28 protein-coding genes and 1 other RNA gene are annotated in these 17,010 nt (G+C 40.2%); 4 read left to right on the top strand and 25 right to left on the bottom strand.

Annotation, left to right across the window (positions count from 1 at the left end; translation table 11 throughout):
- Positions 1-145: 145 nt before the first annotated feature.
- The 21 genes from Q0191_RS07385 to Q0191_RS07285 form a co-directional block, all read right to left on the bottom strand.
- The gene (locus Q0191_RS07385; protein WP_297665212.1) at positions 146-460 is read right to left on the bottom strand and encodes a hypothetical protein; all 315 of its coding nucleotides are present in this window, start codon (positions 458-460) and stop codon (positions 146-148) included.
- Between the two features lie 119 nt (positions 461-579).
- Positions 580-966, bottom strand: coding sequence for a hypothetical protein (locus tag Q0191_RS07380; protein WP_297665211.1), 387 nt, complete (start codon positions 964-966; stop codon positions 580-582).
- 1 nt (position 967) lies between these two features.
- Complete coding sequence (locus Q0191_RS07375) at positions 968-1,678, bottom strand: DUF1642 domain-containing protein (protein WP_297665208.1); 711 nt, start codon at positions 1,676-1,678, stop codon at positions 968-970.
- A gap of 283 nt (positions 1,679-1,961) precedes the next feature.
- Positions 1,962-3,248, bottom strand: coding sequence for a VapE domain-containing protein (locus Q0191_RS07370; protein WP_367170369.1), 1,287 nt, complete (start codon positions 3,246-3,248; stop codon positions 1,962-1,964).
- A gap of 41 nt (positions 3,249-3,289) precedes the next feature.
- The gene (locus Q0191_RS07365) at positions 3,290-4,111 is read right to left on the bottom strand and encodes a bifunctional DNA primase/polymerase (protein ID WP_297665204.1); all 822 of its coding nucleotides are present in this window, start codon (positions 4,109-4,111) and stop codon (positions 3,290-3,292) included.
- Between the two features lie 45 nt (positions 4,112-4,156).
- Positions 4,157-4,663, bottom strand: coding sequence for a hypothetical protein (locus tag Q0191_RS07360; RefSeq protein ID WP_297665202.1), 507 nt, complete (start codon positions 4,661-4,663; stop codon positions 4,157-4,159).
- Between the two features lie 18 nt (positions 4,664-4,681).
- Positions 4,682-5,509: an AAA family ATPase gene (locus Q0191_RS07355; RefSeq protein WP_297665200.1), complete on the bottom strand. Its 828-nt coding sequence runs from the start codon at positions 5,507-5,509 to the stop codon at positions 4,682-4,684.
- The gene (locus Q0191_RS07350) at positions 5,509-5,826 is read right to left on the bottom strand and encodes a hypothetical protein (protein WP_297665198.1); all 318 of its coding nucleotides are present in this window, start codon (positions 5,824-5,826) and stop codon (positions 5,509-5,511) included. The genes Q0191_RS07355 and Q0191_RS07350 overlap by 1 nt, the downstream gene beginning before the upstream one ends.
- A gap of 17 nt (positions 5,827-5,843) precedes the next feature.
- The gene (locus tag Q0191_RS07345) at positions 5,844-6,980 is read right to left on the bottom strand and encodes a DEAD/DEAH box helicase (RefSeq protein WP_297665214.1); all 1,137 of its coding nucleotides are present in this window, start codon (positions 6,978-6,980) and stop codon (positions 5,844-5,846) included.
- A 19-nt stretch (positions 6,981-6,999) separates the two neighbouring features.
- Entirely contained in the window at positions 7,000-7,470 is a 471-nt protein-coding gene (locus Q0191_RS07340; protein WP_297665196.1) for a hypothetical protein, read from the bottom strand.
- Positions 7,467-7,826, bottom strand: a complete 360-nt coding sequence (locus tag Q0191_RS07335) for a hypothetical protein (protein ID WP_297665194.1) — start codon at positions 7,824-7,826, stop codon at positions 7,467-7,469. The genes Q0191_RS07340 and Q0191_RS07335 overlap by 4 nt, the downstream gene beginning before the upstream one ends.
- Entirely contained in the window at positions 7,826-8,305 is a 480-nt protein-coding gene (locus Q0191_RS07330; protein ID WP_297665192.1) for a siphovirus Gp157 family protein, read from the bottom strand. Before Q0191_RS07330 ends, Q0191_RS07335 begins: the two co-directional genes overlap by 1 nt.
- On the bottom strand, positions 8,298-9,062 hold the full coding sequence (locus Q0191_RS07325) for an HNH endonuclease signature motif containing protein (protein WP_297665191.1): 765 nt from the start codon (positions 9,060-9,062) through the stop codon (positions 8,298-8,300). The genes Q0191_RS07330 and Q0191_RS07325 overlap by 8 nt, the downstream gene beginning before the upstream one ends.
- Positions 9,034-9,264: a hypothetical protein gene (locus tag Q0191_RS07320; protein ID WP_297665189.1), complete on the bottom strand. Its 231-nt coding sequence runs from the start codon at positions 9,262-9,264 to the stop codon at positions 9,034-9,036. The genes Q0191_RS07325 and Q0191_RS07320 overlap by 29 nt, the downstream gene beginning before the upstream one ends.
- Entirely contained in the window at positions 9,264-9,605 is a 342-nt protein-coding gene (locus Q0191_RS07315; RefSeq protein ID WP_297665187.1) for a hypothetical protein, read from the bottom strand. The genes Q0191_RS07320 and Q0191_RS07315 overlap by 1 nt, the downstream gene beginning before the upstream one ends.
- Before the next feature lies 1 nt (position 9,606).
- Positions 9,607-9,843, bottom strand: coding sequence for a hypothetical protein (locus tag Q0191_RS07310; protein WP_297665185.1), 237 nt, complete (start codon positions 9,841-9,843; stop codon positions 9,607-9,609).
- A 2-nt stretch (positions 9,844-9,845) separates the two neighbouring features.
- Positions 9,846-10,109 carry a hypothetical protein gene (locus Q0191_RS07305; protein WP_297665184.1) on the bottom strand — a complete coding sequence of 88 codons (264 nt, stop codon included), beginning with the start codon at positions 10,107-10,109 and terminating at the stop codon, positions 9,846-9,848.
- Positions 10,090-10,659, bottom strand: a complete 570-nt coding sequence (locus Q0191_RS07300) for a polymer-forming cytoskeletal protein (RefSeq protein WP_297665182.1) — start codon at positions 10,657-10,659, stop codon at positions 10,090-10,092. Before Q0191_RS07300 ends, Q0191_RS07305 begins: the two co-directional genes overlap by 20 nt.
- A 5-nt stretch (positions 10,660-10,664) precedes the next feature.
- Entirely contained in the window at positions 10,665-10,886 is a 222-nt protein-coding gene (locus Q0191_RS07295) for a hypothetical protein (protein ID WP_297665180.1), read from the bottom strand.
- A 71-nt stretch (positions 10,887-10,957) separates the two neighbouring features.
- Entirely contained in the window at positions 10,958-11,236 is a 279-nt protein-coding gene (locus tag Q0191_RS07290) for a MerR family transcriptional regulator (protein WP_297665179.1), read from the bottom strand.
- An 8-nt stretch (positions 11,237-11,244) separates the two neighbouring features.
- Positions 11,245-11,457, bottom strand: coding sequence for a helix-turn-helix transcriptional regulator (locus Q0191_RS07285; RefSeq protein WP_125373870.1), 213 nt, complete (start codon positions 11,455-11,457; stop codon positions 11,245-11,247).
- A 302-nt stretch (positions 11,458-11,759) separates the two neighbouring features.
- Here Q0191_RS07285 and Q0191_RS07280 point away from each other — a divergent pair, with 302 nt between their 5' ends.
- From Q0191_RS07280 to Q0191_RS07265, 4 genes are all read left to right on the top strand, one after another.
- Positions 11,760-12,125, top strand: a complete 366-nt coding sequence (locus Q0191_RS07280; protein WP_297665176.1) for a helix-turn-helix domain-containing protein — start codon at positions 11,760-11,762, stop codon at positions 12,123-12,125.
- A 12-nt stretch (positions 12,126-12,137) separates the two neighbouring features.
- The gene (locus tag Q0191_RS07275; RefSeq protein ID WP_297665174.1) at positions 12,138-12,521 is read left to right on the top strand and encodes an ImmA/IrrE family metallo-endopeptidase; all 384 of its coding nucleotides are present in this window, start codon (positions 12,138-12,140) and stop codon (positions 12,519-12,521) included.
- Positions 12,522-12,565: 44 nt separating this feature from the next.
- A complete protein-coding gene (locus Q0191_RS07270) occupies positions 12,566-12,973 on the top strand; it encodes a DUF4429 domain-containing protein (protein ID WP_297665172.1) in 408 nt (135 codons plus the stop codon).
- A 119-nt stretch (positions 12,974-13,092) separates the two neighbouring features.
- The gene (locus Q0191_RS07265; RefSeq protein WP_297665170.1) at positions 13,093-14,175 is read left to right on the top strand and encodes a site-specific integrase; all 1,083 of its coding nucleotides are present in this window, start codon (positions 13,093-13,095) and stop codon (positions 14,173-14,175) included.
- A gap of 131 nt (positions 14,176-14,306) precedes the next feature.
- Here the strand turns inward: Q0191_RS07265 and ssrA are convergent.
- The 4 genes from ssrA to Q0191_RS07245 all read right to left on the bottom strand — a co-directional run bounded on the left by ssrA (position 14,307) and on the right by Q0191_RS07245 (position 16,968).
- Positions 14,307-14,655, bottom strand: a transfer-messenger RNA (tmRNA) gene (gene ssrA / locus Q0191_RS07260).
- Between the two features lie 108 nt (positions 14,656-14,763).
- Positions 14,764-15,249 carry a thioesterase family protein gene (locus tag Q0191_RS07255; RefSeq protein ID WP_297665168.1) on the bottom strand — a complete coding sequence of 162 codons (486 nt, stop codon included), beginning with the start codon at positions 15,247-15,249 and terminating at the stop codon, positions 14,764-14,766.
- 258 nt (positions 15,250-15,507) lie between these two features.
- Positions 15,508-15,843 carry a YlbF/YmcA family competence regulator gene (locus Q0191_RS07250; protein WP_297665166.1) on the bottom strand — a complete coding sequence of 112 codons (336 nt, stop codon included), beginning with the start codon at positions 15,841-15,843 and terminating at the stop codon, positions 15,508-15,510.
- A gap of 18 nt (positions 15,844-15,861) precedes the next feature.
- Positions 15,862-16,968 carry a prephenate dehydrogenase gene (locus Q0191_RS07245; RefSeq protein WP_297665164.1) on the bottom strand — a complete coding sequence of 369 codons (1,107 nt, stop codon included), beginning with the start codon at positions 16,966-16,968 and terminating at the stop codon, positions 15,862-15,864.
- Between the last annotated feature and the right edge of the window lie 42 nt (positions 16,969-17,010).

Here is a 17,010-nt window from a genome sequence, read left to right as displayed (position 1 = left end):
GTCTAATCAAACTTGCAATATATAGATCAAGGTTTCTTAAATCCTTTAAAATAGCTTTCGCCTTACTCACTCTCTGTCTCCTTTTATGATATAATAATCTTATTGGAAATTTAGCTGAGGCAGAGAGTGCTTTGGCTTTTTTGTTTTACCAAGTAATATGTATCTTCCTATCAGAGACATATTCCTGTCCTGTAAATAAGTTTTTAGAATAAGTCAATTGATACCCGACTGAAAAACCCTTTCCAAGCCGTTCTCTTAACATTTCCAATGTTCTTTCATTTTCTAATCGATTCCTGAGATATTTATCTCTAACTGACCAAACATCAATTAAATAGCCTGTATAACCTTTTTGAGCAGAAGTTTTTAGTTTTTCTTCTAGGTTATATCTCTTAAAATAACGCTCGAACCATTTTGCGTGACTTTCTGAGCTCAATTGCTGTACTTCATCAAATAATGTCATTTCAACCTCAATCCTTTATTTTTATAATCTTGAAATTCCGTAGTATTCATAACCGCTGCGTCCTGCGATATCTTTCTTCTTTATTCAGACCGTCCAAAATTTTCTTTTTGCGTTGACGTTTATTCAATCGTATTCTCCTTTCTTATTTCTTCAAGTCTTTCTTGTATCGGGTCGATGGTATTCAATTCTTTAAGCCTTGGCCACATTCCGCCTACAAGATTAGAAATGTTTCTGACTTCATTGATTTGTTTAGGTACTTCTTTATAATCCCACCACTCAGAACCATCATATTCTCCTCGCTCTAACCACCATCCTTTGCCAACAATGACTAAATCAGTAGGAACGTGAGCGGCACCGTATCCGCTATGATAATTCGCTTGCTTGGCAAGTCTCTCGAAATTTTCTTTAGTGATTTTAAAGTCTGAACCTTGAATATATCTGACGCCCTCAAACGTTTTGCCGTAATCTCTTAAAACCTCTAAAGTCTCCTCCCAAAGATTTGTCATTTTACACCTCCTCAATCTCAATGCCCGGGCAATCAAATACCCATCCGAACCCAGCATCTTCAAGCTCTTTGCGGGTGTGGTGTAATCTAAAAGAACTATATTCATGTCTGCTACCTGTGAACCAATTTCTTGCCCCCAAATTATATTTCAAAATATCAAAATCAGGGTCAATCCCTTTAATCTTAACCAAATACCGCTCCTCCTTCTCGACCTCGTAGCCGTCCAGCCACGCTCGAGCGAAGAGGTCTTGATTTTCTGTATCCGTCAACCATTCAATGCACTCGTCAGATAAGCTATTTGCTTCCCATACACTGGGTTGCAACGCAAAAGATAGGCTTACAGCAAAACTCTTAAACGTTTTACACTTTTCAATCCAACTGGCCACAAACTGAGGTATCGTGACTTTCTCACGTTCAATCATGCCCTCAAACTTGCCTTGCTTGTATCCCTCGCGCCATATCGCACGGCTGAAATCTCGCTCAAATTCAGCCATAATGGCTTTCAACCAGACTTCCCTGTCATGCAATGGCAATTCTCGCAAGCGAGCTAGTACGTTCTTGACATAGCGCGGTGCTTCTTCAGTATGCCCGGAATGTTGGTCATCTAATTGTTTCAAATCTCGTAAAAAGCATTTACGAGCGGCTTCTGCTCCTGGAGCGTCCCAAATACCTTCATAGCTTTCATAGCGTTCGATCAATTCCTGTATTTCCATCTTTCACATCCTCTAATATTTAAGCGTTACCGTGTTACCCATAAATTCAAAAAGTTTAAAAATATTTTTTTAGAAATCCCTATTTAATAGGCTTTCTCTATTTATATATATATTTTTACTAACTTTTATAATATATAGGTAACAGAGTAACAGTAGTATATATATAGTTAATAAACATTGATATAATAAGGTTTTTAGACTTCGTTAGCCGTTACCTATGGTGTTACCCTGTTACCTATAAGAACAAGGAAATGCTAAAAGTGTTACCTATAAAAAAATGCTGTTACTCTTCTTTTCGACGGAATCCTTTAGATAGTTTTCCGCCAAAACGGAAAGTACCTTTTCCCCAATCGGGGTGATTATCCATAATCATATTGATTTTTGTTGATAGTTTTCTGTCATTTGAATTTCGCATGAACAAGTTATACATCATCTCCCTAGTTGAGACTTTTGTCAGCTTGCTATTACCAGCTTCAAAATCAGGGCTATTGTCAAAATAGCGTTGTGTGTACTGATGTTGTTTCTGGACAGGCCATTTCTCCCAAAAGTCAGGAATAGGCATATCTAGATATTCTAAAACTTGTTGTTCGACTTCGTCCCGATACATAAATTTTTCACGATAAAAATTGAGTTCTTTTTCTGTTGCTTCGTCAAACATCAGATCAACTCCTTTTTTATAAATTGCGACGGCTTCACCCCAAATTTGCTCAACCGTCTCCGTTTTAATTTGCATGGGATGCTTCTGTTGTCGACTAGCATCAGCTAATACTGGCAGGAATCGGCGCTCGCCCGTTTTATCTTTGAGGTATTCCTTCTGATTCGTTGTCCTGGCCAAAACAAAATTCTTTGCAAATTCCTCTGTCTTGGTCATGTAAGGTCGCCGGTACCGCAAACTAGTCTTTGAAATAAAAGCTTTGGTTTCCGCGAAAGACATTCTGTTACTGGCTACCATTTCATCATCATTGACGATTAGACTTTTTAGCATGATGTCATAATTATCTTTGTTCGAAAAATCTGTAACAGCATCTGTGTACCATGGCCCGCCCAATTTTTGCAACAAAGATGTTTTACCGACTCCTTGACCTCCTACCAAATCCAGGACATAATCAAATTTTACGTAAGGATCATAGACTTTTGCGACAGCACCAACTAGCCACATTTTAGCAATTTTAGAGATAAGGCTATCGTCGTCCGCTCCAAGATAAACTTGCAACATCTGATCGATCCGCTTTCTACCGTCCCAATTGCTAGCAGCTTGCTCCATATATTCCAAAACAGGGTTGTAGGACCGTTCCGAAAAGAAAGTTTCCATTCCTGCTTTAAAGGCATTGCTAGAATATACGACTCCCAACTCATTTTCAAAATAAACAGTTACTACGCTGTTAAAATTAGCGGGTAATTCCCCCTGTTTAAATAAGGTTTTGCCGATTTTGACTTCTTGTGTAAACTCATATTCCTGAGAGAAATCATTCCTGCGAAGATAGGCGCCAAGCTGTTCATCTGCCTTAAACGACATCAAAACATTTGCTGGACTAGTGGATTTGATAGCTCCGCTACCAGTTAAAATCAATTTCGGCTGACTATCAATACTCACTACATTACCAATCGCACTCACCTCCTATCTTTTTTAATCATACTTTCAACCGTTCGTGTCACCTCTCTATCTGATAGAGGATTGGAACTATTTGTGTTGGCAATCTTGGCCAACTGCAAAACAACCTCATCATCAACTGCTCGAAACAGCAGACCGCCTACAAATTTAGCCAGCTTGTCATTTCGCCCACCTTCATCGCCAAAACCAACTGCGATAGTTTCAAAAAGTTCTGTAGTCTGGGTTCGGTCTCTGGTATGGGACCGTCTAGCCAAATCCCTGAGACCGTCTTTTCCATCATACTTGTAACCGTGGGTTTTGCCGTATTGCTCTTTTATTGCCTGGATTAGTTCCTTGGAAGGGGTGACCATTGTACCGCCTTCCTTAGACTTTTCCAGATCCCACTCATACTGCCCTTTATCTGTGGCAGACGGGGCAACCAAAACATAATTGTTTTCATGGGCTTTGATGTCAACACCAGGAAGGAAACCAATCATCTGTGTGATGGGAGTGTCATCCCTTTTGAAGTAGAAAAGGTGTTTTCCACCGCTTGCCGTCTTAGCTTGCAGTGTCGGTTCAATCAATCCCAGATATTCCCATTTTTTAAGTGACTCAAAGCCGTTGGATTTGCCGTGCTTATCGATATCAATAACAAAGAAGTTAGTTGTTTTTAGAGCGATATTTGCGTTGGGGTAGCCGTCCCAAAAGTTTTCAATCTCAGCTGGAGTCATGGCAGGCTTGTCAGCAAAATCAATCAAAGGCATTTTATTCTTTGGATTGATTGGGATTACTGAAAAGCCCAATTTTTGATACTGCAAAGCGTATTCTTTCATTGACGGCATGCCGTTTCCTCCTATCTAGCACAGATTTCCCTGAAGCTTTTAGGCTTAAAAGGGCAAATCATCTTCATCAATATCAGCTTCAGTCAGCGGTTGTGTTGATTCTTCTTCAAGGTCATAGTTACGGAACTCACGGCCATCTTTTCCCTTGGTAACCGTGATAACAAGGTTGTAGTAAGAACCTACTGCCTTACGTTGTAGAGCCTCTTCCAAGGCCTTACCATCTTCTTCATTTCCTTGCATATTGTCGCCAGCAAGTACCAGGGCTTTGATAAAGAATTTCATGGTGCGTTCAACTGCCCAGTTAAGGTCCTTGCCGTTCCATTCAGTCAGCGTTCCAAAGGTAGCAAATTCAGAACGTCCACTGTAATCACCACCGCGGATTTCAAATTGATAACCAAGGCTTTCCCAACCTTTGTCAGAAACATTGAAGGTTGCTTTCTTCAGGACTACTGGATAAGTCCCAGCTGGGATTGGTGCAGGGCCGTTGGCGCTGTCCTTGCGTGGATCAAATCCCTCTTTTTTGATTGATTTTGCAATATCTAATAAACTCATGCGTGTTCTCCTTTATTATTAAAATAGTTCGTCATCAGAGGCAGTTTCTTTATTAGGTGCCTCTTTTGGCTTTTCAGCCTTGGCTGGTTTGGTTGTCTTAGCTGCTTCTTTCTTAGATACTGGCTTCCCCTTTGCAGGCTCAACAGCCCCTCGGATAGTTGCCAAAATTTTCAAGATCGCCTTGTCGTCAACCTGGTCCGCATAGTAGGTTTTACGCTTGCGGTCAACCTCACGGTTGTAGTTGTTGCCGATTTTTTCAGTCTTAATCATCAAGTCTGAGTTACCGTTGATAAGATTGACATACTTATCTTTCAAGCTTGGTTTGTCTTTGGTAGCATTGCCATTGTCATCATATTCAGAAACCTGACGGCTAATGTAAATAACATTCATTGGTAAGGCTTTGAGGTCAATGACTAATTCTGTGATAGCTTGATTGAAAAAGTCGTAACCTTTACCGTATGGAATTTCTGACAAAGATTTTAAACGTGGTTTACCTGGTGGAGTCAATTCATCACAGACAGCGATCTTAATCATTTCAATGACATCATCAATAACGTCAATGACCACTGTTTCATAAGAATGTTTTTGCGTCTGGAGAGCAAGCAAGATTTCTCCAAGTTGCTTGATGACTGAGTTAGTAATTCTTCCCTTGTCATCTTTCACATTCACAAGTTGAATACTTGGCACACTGTTAGCTTCTGCATTTCCGTCCGTGTTCAAGACGATTGGATTTGGAAACTCATTGGCCAGGTAAGATTTCCCACTCATGGTTTCACCATAGATGAAGAAATTCCGTGGGGTGTCTTTAGGTACTTGCGGTTTATTTGCCGGAAGTGTAAATGTCATTAGAGTTTACCTCCAAAAATTTCCTTAATCATGTCCTCGATTGATGGAAGCTCACGTTTGATAGGTTCAACTTCTGAGCCGTTCGGATAGGTCAATTTATATTCTGCTTCAACCGCTACGATTTCACAGTCAAACGCTGCAGCAAGAGCCTTGTAAGTCTTTTTGTTGTCTTCGTATTTTTTACGAGGAATTTTCAAGCAATGTTCCAAGCAGCAATAGTCAGCTTCAAATGCCAAAGTACCTCTGTCCTTATAAGATTTAAGGTAAGCATCTTTTTTACGGCTACGAAATACGATCATTTCAGTTTTTTTATTCATTTTGTTTTCCTCTTTTTTTAACTTTCTTTATAATAAAATTCAATAATATTCACATCATGTTGTTGCCGTGAACCAGTCACGCGCCACAACAATTGACGATAGTCATTATATTCGCCAGAAGATTTATCTACCGGATCCAGCACGACAACTGTTTGATATTTATGCTGCAAACCATCAACTCCCACACCCAAAACTTGACTAGTAGCAACCACGATTTTCTTATCAAGTCCTTCTTGGATATCGCCCGTCCAGATTCCAATTTCAGGATGGCGCTCGCGAATGACGTTGACAATCTGCTTAGACTTGCTGACAATCAACATGTCATGAGGTGCTCTTTTGATCAAGCCGTCTAGTTTTAACATTAAGGGGGTGTCGGCATTGACCGGCTTCAGCTTTGGAAAATCAACGGCCACACCAGTTTGGTTTAGGTACTGTTCAAAGGTCTTGCGACCAAAGGACTGTTTGGCCATAACCGTCTTGTCTCCAACATTGACCAGGTTAAGCAGTCTAAATTCTGCTAGTTTCTCAGGATTACCAGCTTCAACTGTGACTGGATAGAATTTGGTTTCAAAACCGTTATTTTCAGTGGCATTCTCAATATCCTCGATTTCTTCCCATCGGAAGAAATTAGGTAGGTTTGAGATGTAGGAATCATAGTCTTTGAAGTCTTTCCACTTTTCCTTAGAGTAGGAAAACGGATCATACTGCATTTGACCATGGACTTTTTGCCAGTCAAATTTTCGGTTAGGATTGGCAAAACCGAAAATGGTCTTTTCAAGGGGGTAGAAATTCTGCCCTTTTTTCCGGATTGGGGTTGCTGACAGACCTATCGTGTATTTTCGCCTTATTTTGCGATATAAGGCCACTTGTTTGTCACTTGACATATTCTGCCACTCATCCACAATCAGAACGTCACAGGATAGTTTCTGCCCCTTTTTAACTAGATTTTGAAGATACCTGTCTGTTTGAATGATAATCTCAACATCTTTATCAAAATTCATAAATTTGACTGCATCAATCCAGCCATTAAGAATAGCTAGCCGATTATTTGTGATAATGATTCTTTTAGCTTTCTTATGTTTGGCGATTGCTAAGGCACAGATTGTTTTGCCTCTACCTCCTAAAGCCTCAAGAAAAATTCCATTCGTCAGCATATCGCTACGCTTAACCGCCTCAGCTTGCCATTTTCTCAGTTGCAATTCTTCCAATATCCTGAACCACCTCCTCTACATCATTTCGCATGGCCCAGAATAACCCAAGCCGGGCGGCTGCACGTACATCTTGATGATGGCTCTTACTAAATTTCCATAACCCCAAAAGTTTTAAAAGCTCATTTGGAATGTCGGATTGATAACCAGCATTCCGTTGGAGAATAGAACCAGGAAAAAGAATTTGAAATAAGGCGATATTCTCAAGAACCGAATTGTCCTTTGATTTATCATTGTCACGCGCTTCGAACTTTTCAATGACTACAATATCAGGTTTTAAAAATCGGCCCACTTCTTCAAACCACTTACGCGTACTCTTGATTTTGGCTGAAGGTACAACCCAATGATCAACCAATTTTGCATTATCCAAGAGTACGATTCCGTGCGTACTATTTTCCGCTTTTGCACTACCCGGATCAATTGCTAAAATTTTCATACTTTCACCTTCTCAGAAAGTACGCCATCAAACAAATCCGTCTCAAACCAGTTCTTCTTATTAGCTTTCGCAAAAGCAAACAGTGTTTTCAATTCTTTATGCTGTTTGTCCTTTGCTTTCAATTCTTCCTCATTCGTAAATTCAGGCTTCTCACAATCGACCGCTTGAATGATCATCTTGTACTCTGGCTTAAACACTTTCTTCCCAAGCCCCATATCCAGCTGAGCATCATCTACTTTCTGAAATCCAATCTTGATATCGAAAGGGAAATTTTCAGTCACACTAACAAAGATCTCCCGATGACCAATCACGACAGAAATATTTTCTGTAATTCTAGTTTTGTTAATCAATCCCATCAGCGAATCCTCAAACTTCTACTTTCTTGCAAGGTAGCACCCTTGACTTTCTTACCTGCATTCAGCAATTCCTTGATGGCAGTCTTGTCAGGTTTTTTTGTAATTACAAAATATTTCTTAGGCAGTAGATTCTCATCAACAACCACGGATGGTTGATTTTTAGCCAAGGTGACCGTAAAGAGCAAGCCCTTGACTTTTTCATGTCCAGTGATTTCAAAAGCTCCCTGCAAACCTGTTTTGAGCCGCGTGACGTCATTCTCAATAGATTTTTTTCGTTTAGTTAAGCGGTCAATTTCTTCTTTGAGTTGATCCGCTTCTGCTTCTTTGTTCTTGATGACCTTGACTGTATTTTCAACCTTTTCTTCAAACTGGTCAGTCCAGTCAATAGAGTCCAAGGTGTCCAATTTGGTTTCTTCATCCAGGCCTTCCATTTCGTTAATCTGTTTAAAAATTCCTGTTAGCTCATATAAACTAGCCATTTTTTTCTACCTCTCTGATTTTATTTGTAAGTTTTGTTAGTCCAATACCTGATTTAGTCAAATCAGCGTCGGACGTAAATAAATGATTTTGATTCATTCTAGCGATTTCGTTTTTAGATAAACAAGCAAGATTTGTAATATCATAGTTTGTTTTATCACCGTCCAAGAAGACAATCGAATGCCCTTTGGGTATTGGCCCGTGATGCTCAATCCAGGTCTTTCTGTGGAGAAGTTCCCAGACATTTGGATCAGCTACTTTGATTTTTGGATAGCCGTCTGTCGTTTGAGCAATGGTTCCCACCGGCACATAGTTTGGAGGTTTACTCCCCTTCTTAAACTGGCCGCTATTCTTAGGCATATTCGGAAATTTCTTCCCTTTGTTAGCTGGTGTATGTCCTTTTTCAAACTGGCCAGTTAAGCCGCTATTTAAACGATTGTTCCTTCGATAGTTCTTGACTTGCTTACTCGTTAATGACAAACCGAATTTTTCATTCATTTCATCCGCAAATACTTGCGCAGTTTTCCCAACGTAGTTTTTCAAAAAATAGTCATGCTGCTCGCTTGTCAGGATTCTCTTTTGAAACACTTTCCCTACCAGCAAACCGAGGCGCTTACGCACTCCGCCAATTTGCGAAGATGTGTAATTGGTTCCAAACTTTTCATTTAGCGGTTGCGTCACTTCCGGAGTAAGTCGCCCTGGACAAATCTCCTGCATATAATCAGTATATTCATTTTTCCAGCAAAGCGATCGGGGCATTAGCATCACCTACCTTATCTTTAAATCTCTCAGCGTCCAAGGCCAGTTGGCCAGCCTGCAAGATTTGGCCAGAAATCGCAACCATCTGCTTCGAACGCTGGAGCTCTACTTTTAGCTCTTCTGCGGTGAGATCTCTGTCATCCAAAGTCTCCAGTTGAGCAAAGAGCGTGTTGGTTAAGTCCGATAATTTATTTCTAACCACTACTTCGTTACCTCTTTCATCAGTTTATTAGCTTCTTTAATCAGCAATCTCATTGTATTACTGTCCGTTTCCTTTTCAGCCGCTCTGGTTAGCATCTCTACCCACTCTCGTCTGGTATCGTTCTTCCAATCCACCAATTCAGCAAGTGCCTCTGATGCTCCAAAATGAGCCGAATAGTTCAACGTTTTGTCTTCCAGGCGGACACATCTGCCTGCTTTGACATCCTTGGACACAGTTGCCCTAACATTTACATTGGTTGTTTTGACAGCTTCTGCCACCTCATCATAGCTGGCAGCAGGATATTCTTTATAATATTCCCTGATGCGTTCCGCCTGTGTCATATCATCCCACCCCCTTTACTGTGAACGACTGATTATCATGTTTGCGCACTTCGGCCATTCTTTGATTTTGCTCAATCATATATTCATTTTGAGCCCAAAGCACATATCTAGCATACAAGTCTATTTCTGCTTGCTTCTCAGCTTCTAGTCGCTTTTCTTTTAAGTCGATATGACTAGCCCATAAAACGCCCAGCAGCAAACTAGAAACAAAGCAAATCGCTCCTAAAACTTCACTCATTTTCATCCTCCCGGAAAATTTAAATCACCTGTTGCTTTATAGTGCTGGTACTCATAATACATTTGATTAAATTTGTTAATCATGATGTCTTGACGCTGATTCGTGTCAGCCTGTACCCGGATACTGTCGCGATTATCCTTGATTTGTTCCTGCAGCTCACGGATTTTCTGGTTCTGCTTGTCGATCGTCTGAGCACCAGCGATGACCAGTAGTGCGATTGCGACTACTTGCAACAAGACTAATCTTTTAAGGTCTTTCAGACTCATCTAACGCCTCCAATTTTTCTACAAATTCGACATATGCTTTATAATAATTACCCGATTTATCACTATCTTGGTAAGCTTTGTCAATCAGTTCTTGACCTGTTCCATAAAAACAGCCTACTTTCCACATTTTATTAGATTTTGTGTAGGTAAAATGCCGTCCACTTGACCAATGGTTTTTAAAAACGATAACATCCCCAAGATCCGATACTTTGGCATTGCCACATACTTCGGCATCGCCCCATACTTTGGCATTGCCACATACTTCGGCATCGCCCGATACTTCGGCATTGCCACATACTTCGGCATCGCCCCATACTTTGGCATTGCCACATACTTCGGCATTGCCCCATACTTCGGCATTGCCCCATACTTTGGCATTGCCCGATACCCAGGCATCGCCTCCTTGGCTTAGATTATCTTCTGTATGGATATATCCGCCAAAATCTCCAGCATCCACACTACCAAAGCTGATTAAGGCTTTAATTCTAAACAGCTTCCAACCCCAGAATGTGATTGTATCATCGACTACTAATTCATACTTTTTACTCATTTTCTTCATCCTTTATTAAACGTCACAATCTTGTCTCTGCCGATCAACTTTCCGCCTCGCGGCACGACTTCAAAGGACACATCCTTTGCTGACTTTCTAAGGTTTTCCAGTTCGCTTTTGACGACTTCGATAGGCTTCTTGGCTAGATTGTTTTTGTAGACGTTGCCTAACCTCCAGTTATCGCGTTCCCAATCTAAGATCACGCGCATTTGTTCGCGATTTTGCATTTGATCACTCCTTTTGTTATAATTAAGTAAATATTTTGGTTTGCTGCCGACAGTCTTGTCGGTAGCTTTTTTTATTTTGCAAGCGACCGGCAAAACCTCTGGGCATCTTCGAGGTCGTAGAGGTACTTGCCACCTTTCGACTTCTGCATACTGCGGAACTTCCCTTGATCTCGCCACGTTTCGAGAGTCGAGCGCCCCCAGCCGGTTTCGTCTTTCAGCTCAGTGATAGTAACCCAAGTAGTCTTTTTAGACACTTGCCTTTTTGCTTCTGCTAGAGCTTGCTTGTTTAGCTCGACCAGTTCCTCAAAGAGCTCGGCCTTGAAACTGTCTCCGAATAATTCAAGAGCCATGACTTATCCTACCTTTCCTCAAATTTGACCCAGCTCTCGCTGATATTCAACTTCTTCTTGATTTCAAGCTTTAACTGGTCGCTCCCGTGGCCAGTTTTGAAAAGCTGTGTAATCATCGCCGGACTGACACCAACGACAGTAGCCAAGTCACTCCGTGACCACCCCTTTTCATCTAGTCGCTTCTGTACTAGTTCAAGCCATTTTTGATGCTGTTGACTCATACTTTTCTCCTTTCTAACTAATATCAAGTTAAAAAGTTAGTAAAACATTTTATAAAAACGCTTGACATTTTACAATCTATTGTTTAAAATATAAGCATAATTAAAAACCTTGATAAAACATTATATCTATCAATTTTCTTGCTCGCCAAAGCTATTTATTTTTAGATAAGTTTTAACTTTGTTTTTTACTAACTTATTAACTTACAAAAACTATTGTAAACTATTGATTGTGTTTTGTCAACAACTTTACACACAATAGTTTAAATATTTTTTGTCGTGTTCCCAGAAAGGTTGAAAAATCAATGTTTCCGACATTCGACAGAATTAAAGAACTTTGCCAAAAACGCGGTATTTCACTGAGTAAGTTGGAGGAAGCTCTCGGATATAGCAGAAATACGATCTATAGCATGAAGACAAAAAAACCAAATGCTGAGCGCATTTCTGAAATCGCTGACTACTTCAACGTGTCCACGGACTATCTGCTAGGACGTACGGATAATTCTGCCATCGCCGGTGATTCAAAAGAGTATATATGGCAAGGGAAGACCCTAAACGTTGAAGAAATGGCATCGAATGTCATGATGTTTGGCGGTCGAGAATTAACAGATGAAAAGAAAAAAATCATCCAGTCTATCATTGAAGGTTATCTAAAAGAAGCTGGTGATTAGAGGTATTGCCTAGTGACTGAAAAAGAAATTATAAGTCATTTTCAGATTCGTATTATCGATTTTGATGGAGATCTGATGCCTGATGAACTTGGATTTTACGAAAAAGAAACCAACACAGCTTTCCTGTCAAGTAAACTCAACAAAAAAGAGAGAGTTAAGGTTCTTCTACACGAACTCGGCCACAAGGGCCACACACGTTCAGAGTACCATAATGCTCGCCTGCGTTGCGAAAACGAAGCTGATAGGAATATGATCCATCATCTCGTAAAAGACGCACTAGAAAGCTTAGATGACCCCACAGAGTTTGATTACCTCAAATTTATGTCTTATTATAATCTTAAAACCATGACAAATGAGATTATGGTAAAAGAGGAATATCAGACATTAGTTGGTTAAATATGTTTATAAACTGCTAAAGCAGAAAAAGAAAGGAACTACTTATGGCATTGTTTGGTAAAAAGCAAGATGAAAGTTTAGAGGTTGAACTCTTTACAGAGGAACCGAACGAGCGAGTTTTTGAGTTTAAGAAATCAAAAACTGTTGTAAGAATCGATGATTATTTTATCAGGATTGCAAGAAAGACAAATGTGTCTAATGTTCTTCTTCATGGTCTTGATGGCGAAAAGTCAATTCTTCTCTCTGAGATTACAGCATATCAATTGAAAGAACCTGGCTCAACTGTTGGCTATCTTCAACTTGTTTACCCTGGTTCTTTTGATACAAAAGGTGGTGTGTTTGATGCCGTAAAAGATGAAAACACAGTAACCTTTACCAAAGATGAAAAAGCATCTATTTTGGAATTAAAGAAAGCCATAGAGAAATCTTTAAAAGATAAAGTCAAGAAATAACAAAAAATCCTCACACTCTCCGACGGCAATCTTGAGTGTGAGGAAATCTAGTATAAGAAACAACCATTCAAAAGGTCGTTTTCTTGTACCCATTTTACCAAGAAATGAGGTAAAAATCAATGGAAATTAAATCTTACAAGAAGAAAAACGGTGACACGGCTTATGGTTTCATTTTCTATATCGGCAAAGAAAACGGAAAAAGCAAGTATGCAAGAAAGAGAGGGTTTGAAACTAAAGCGAAAGCTAGAGCAGCACTCTTCCAACTTCAAAATGATTTAGAAAATAAGAAAGAAACCAAGAAAAATATAACCGTCAAAGAAATCTCAGAAAAATGGCTGAAAGAATATTATGAGACTGTACAAGAAAGTACATATATTAAGACCTCAAGAAATTTCAAAAACCATATCTACCCAGATTTGGGAAATAGGAAGATAGCTTCAATCACTCCCCTCCAAATGCAAGAACAAGCCAATGAATGGGCTAGAAGGTTAGTTTCTGGTCGGAAGCTAAAAGGGCTTATGAACAATGTTTTTAAATACGCAATTCGACATGGATATATTGATAGCAATCCAATAGACAGCGTTGTTACGACTACCAGAAAGAAAATTGATAACACTAGTGATTTTTATAATAAAGACGAACTTCGAACATTCTTGAAATTGGTAGAACAAAATGAAGATTTAGAAAAGATAGTTCTCTTTCGTCTTTTAGCCTTTACAGGAGCTCGAAAAGGGGAGGTTCTAGCTCTTGAATGGACTGACTGGTCCAATAACACTCTAAGCATCAATAAAGCTATTACAAGAGGATTTACAGGTGAAGAGATAGGCTCTACTAAAACGGCCAGCAGTAAGCGACTGATCAGTTTAGACGAGAAGACAAAAGACATCTTGCAAGAATGGAGAGAGCGAAATCCAGGTACAAGATATATTTTCGAGAATGAGTTTAGCAAACCTATTCCAAGCAGTCTTCCAAGAAAATGGTTGCTTGCCATTTTGAAAGATAGCGGTTTGCGGCCAATAAAAATTCATGGCTTCAGGCATACGCATGCAAGTCTCTGTTTTGATGCTGGTATGACCTTGAAGCAAGTCCAATATAGACTCGGACATTCCGATTTAAAAACAACAATGAATGTATATACTCACATAACTAAACAAGCCAAGGATGATATTGGAGAGCGCTTTGCAAATTATATTGATTTTTAGGATGCGACGATTTGTTGTATCCTTTGTTGTATCCCTTTTTCGAAAAGGTTCGGGAAGGTTTAGAAAGTATAAAATAAAAAAACGCTGATAAATCAACGTTTTAAGAAGGTTTAGAAAGGTTTAGAAACCAAAAATGGAGCCGGTGGGAGTCGAACCCACGTCCAAACACCTGCTAACACATTTGTCTACGACCATAGGCCATGTCTTCATTTAACTCAGCTTTGACACATGGCTCAAGCCCAAGCTAAGCGAGTCTATCAATCTCTTGTAAAATCCCTAGACTTGATTTTACCGTAGCTTGCTCATAATAAGACCGGTCATCAGACACAAGCAATCCGAATCAGGTCACGCTGGCTGTTTTTTAGGCAGCTAAAGCGTAAGAATTGTTATTTTTTGCAGTTATATTTAACTGGCGTTTTACATCCGCTAGATGAGTCGCAAAATGTGCCGCATAATGCCTGTCGAATCCGTAACGACCCCAAGACAAGTAACTATTATACCAAAATAATGTCCTAATTGCAAAAATCAAGATAAAATTACTCCAAAGATGCTAAAATTCCCTTGATATAAGGCACCAAGGGAATTTGACTACATATGATCTTTCACTGCAACTGCTACCATTCTAGCCTTGGCTCTTGGCTGTCCCGCTACTGACATCTCCATCACGATAATAGCCTTCCTTGATCCCAACTCCTCAAGCCGCGAAGTAACGATGATTTCCTGGTCAATGGGCGTCGGGCTCTGGTAATCAACTTCTAAGCGGGCTGTGATAAAGCGTCCAATGACTGTATCTTGAGTCAAGTCCAAGCCTTTTTCTTGATGGGCAAACCAAGCTGCTGAAGCCGTTCCATGGCAATCAAAAATCATAGCAATCATGCCACCAAATAGATTGGCTGGTACACCACCAGTATAGTGAGATTCTGGTCGTATTCTAGTGACACATTCCTTCCCATCCAAGCTAGGATAAGTCTTTAAATGCAGGCCTAGCTCATTTTTCGGGCCACAACCCCAGCAATGTTGAAATCGGTCGCCATATGTATCTTGAATAGCAATCTTTCTTGTTTCTAAAGTCATACCAGTTCCTTTCAAAAATCAGAGTGTAAGCGTTTTTTGATTAGTATATCAGTCTTTGGGACAATAGTAAATAGAATGCAGAGTCAATATATTTTAATTGTAGCTATAATCTGATTTTATAAAAAGCACCTAAGTTTTCTACCTCTTTCTTGAATTAAAGACGCTTATTTTCAGCCTGAATAGCCTTTCTAAAGCATAGAAAAACCAAGAAGGCCCGATCTGGCTTCTTGGTTTCATAAAATCTTATAAATTTCTCTATTAGAATAGTTCCTGAATCGGTTCAAAAATAATCCGTTCAATATCAGACAAGTAGATAGAGAGCTGTTGTTGCTTGTTAAAGAAAACTGATAATAAATCATTGCCTTGGATTTTATCTCCAAAACTCTGCATTTTTTCTTGAATATCTGGAGTCGGCATTTGGCCTGTCTGAGCCAGTTGCTGCAGCTCTTTCTGGAAAGCTAGGTAGTCATCAAAAATAGCCTTGGCTTCACTATTCGCATTGATAGCCTGCTTGCTTTCTACCACAGCTTTGTACTCTGGCATTTCGCGAAGTCCTCGACTGAGTTCATTGGCTAAATCATAAATATTTGACATAGAGTTCTCCATTCTATATTAGTCTTCGGACACTAAGTAATCCGTATTTTCTCTTACTATTTTAGCAGATTTTTCCAAATCTTGACGATTTTTAAAGGTGATTTGCAGAATACCGTTGATATCTTCTCGGTTTTCCTCGTTGATACGAATATTGACGACTGAAATTCCACGCAGAAGCTCCAAAATACCCAAAATTGCATCTTCTTCGTCGGGAACCTCAATAAAGAGGTCATAAAAGCTATCCACACCAGCTCGCTTATGAATTTCCATCTGCTTGCGGCTCTGTCGTCCTCGGTCGAAAAATTCCCAGATAGCTGTCTCGTCCTTGGCCTCAATCGCTGCGACAACCTTGTCTAACTGGTCTTTAAAATCTTCCAACCGCTCCAAAATGGCTTCGGGATTTGTTAAGAGGATAGAGGTCCACATCCCTGGCTCGCTCTCCGCAATCCGTGTCATATCTCGAAAACCACCGGCTGCAAAAGACTGGGTCAACTCATGCTCCTGGCTATAAGCTGCCGCTTGCTCCATAAGGCTGGAGGCTAGGATATGCGGAAAATGACTGATTTGACTGGTCACTCGGTCGTGCTCTACAGGATCTACCTGAATAAAGCGGGCATGAAGACCACTCAGCAAATCCTCCATTGCCTCAAGAGTACCTGGCTTAGTCAGATTAGAGGGGGTGAAGATATAATAGGCATTTTCAAATAGGTTGACATGGGCTGCCTTGGCTCCGGTCTTGTGACTTCCGGCCATAGGATGAGCACCGACAAAACGGACGGGCTTATTCTGCAGATACTTTTCTGCAGCTGCCACAATCTCAGCCTTGGTTGAGCCAGCATCTGAGATGATAACATTTTCCTTCAGGTCCAGCTCTGCTAGATTTTTGATAAATGCTATGGTCTGCTTGATGGGCACAGCCAGAATAATCACATCAGCCAGTGGAGCGAAGGCAGCAAAATCATCTGTCACTCGATCTACCATTCCACGTTCCAAGGCAACTCTACGCGATTCTTCACTTCGATTATAACCAAGAATCTCTATTTCAGGATGAGCTCGCCTGATGCCCAGAGCCAAGGAAGCTCCAATCAGTCCCAGTCCTGCGATATAGACTCTTTTTCTCTCCATGCCCTTCTCCTTACTTCTAAAAGTTCTTGACAAATTCCCGAT

Origin of the sequence: uncultured Streptococcus sp., assembly GCF_938036805.1 — a bacterium.
Classification (GTDB): domain Bacteria; phylum Bacillota; class Bacilli; order Lactobacillales; family Streptococcaceae; genus Streptococcus.
Note: the sequence above shows the minus strand (reverse complement) of the source record. Positions and strands in the feature narration are given on the sequence as shown.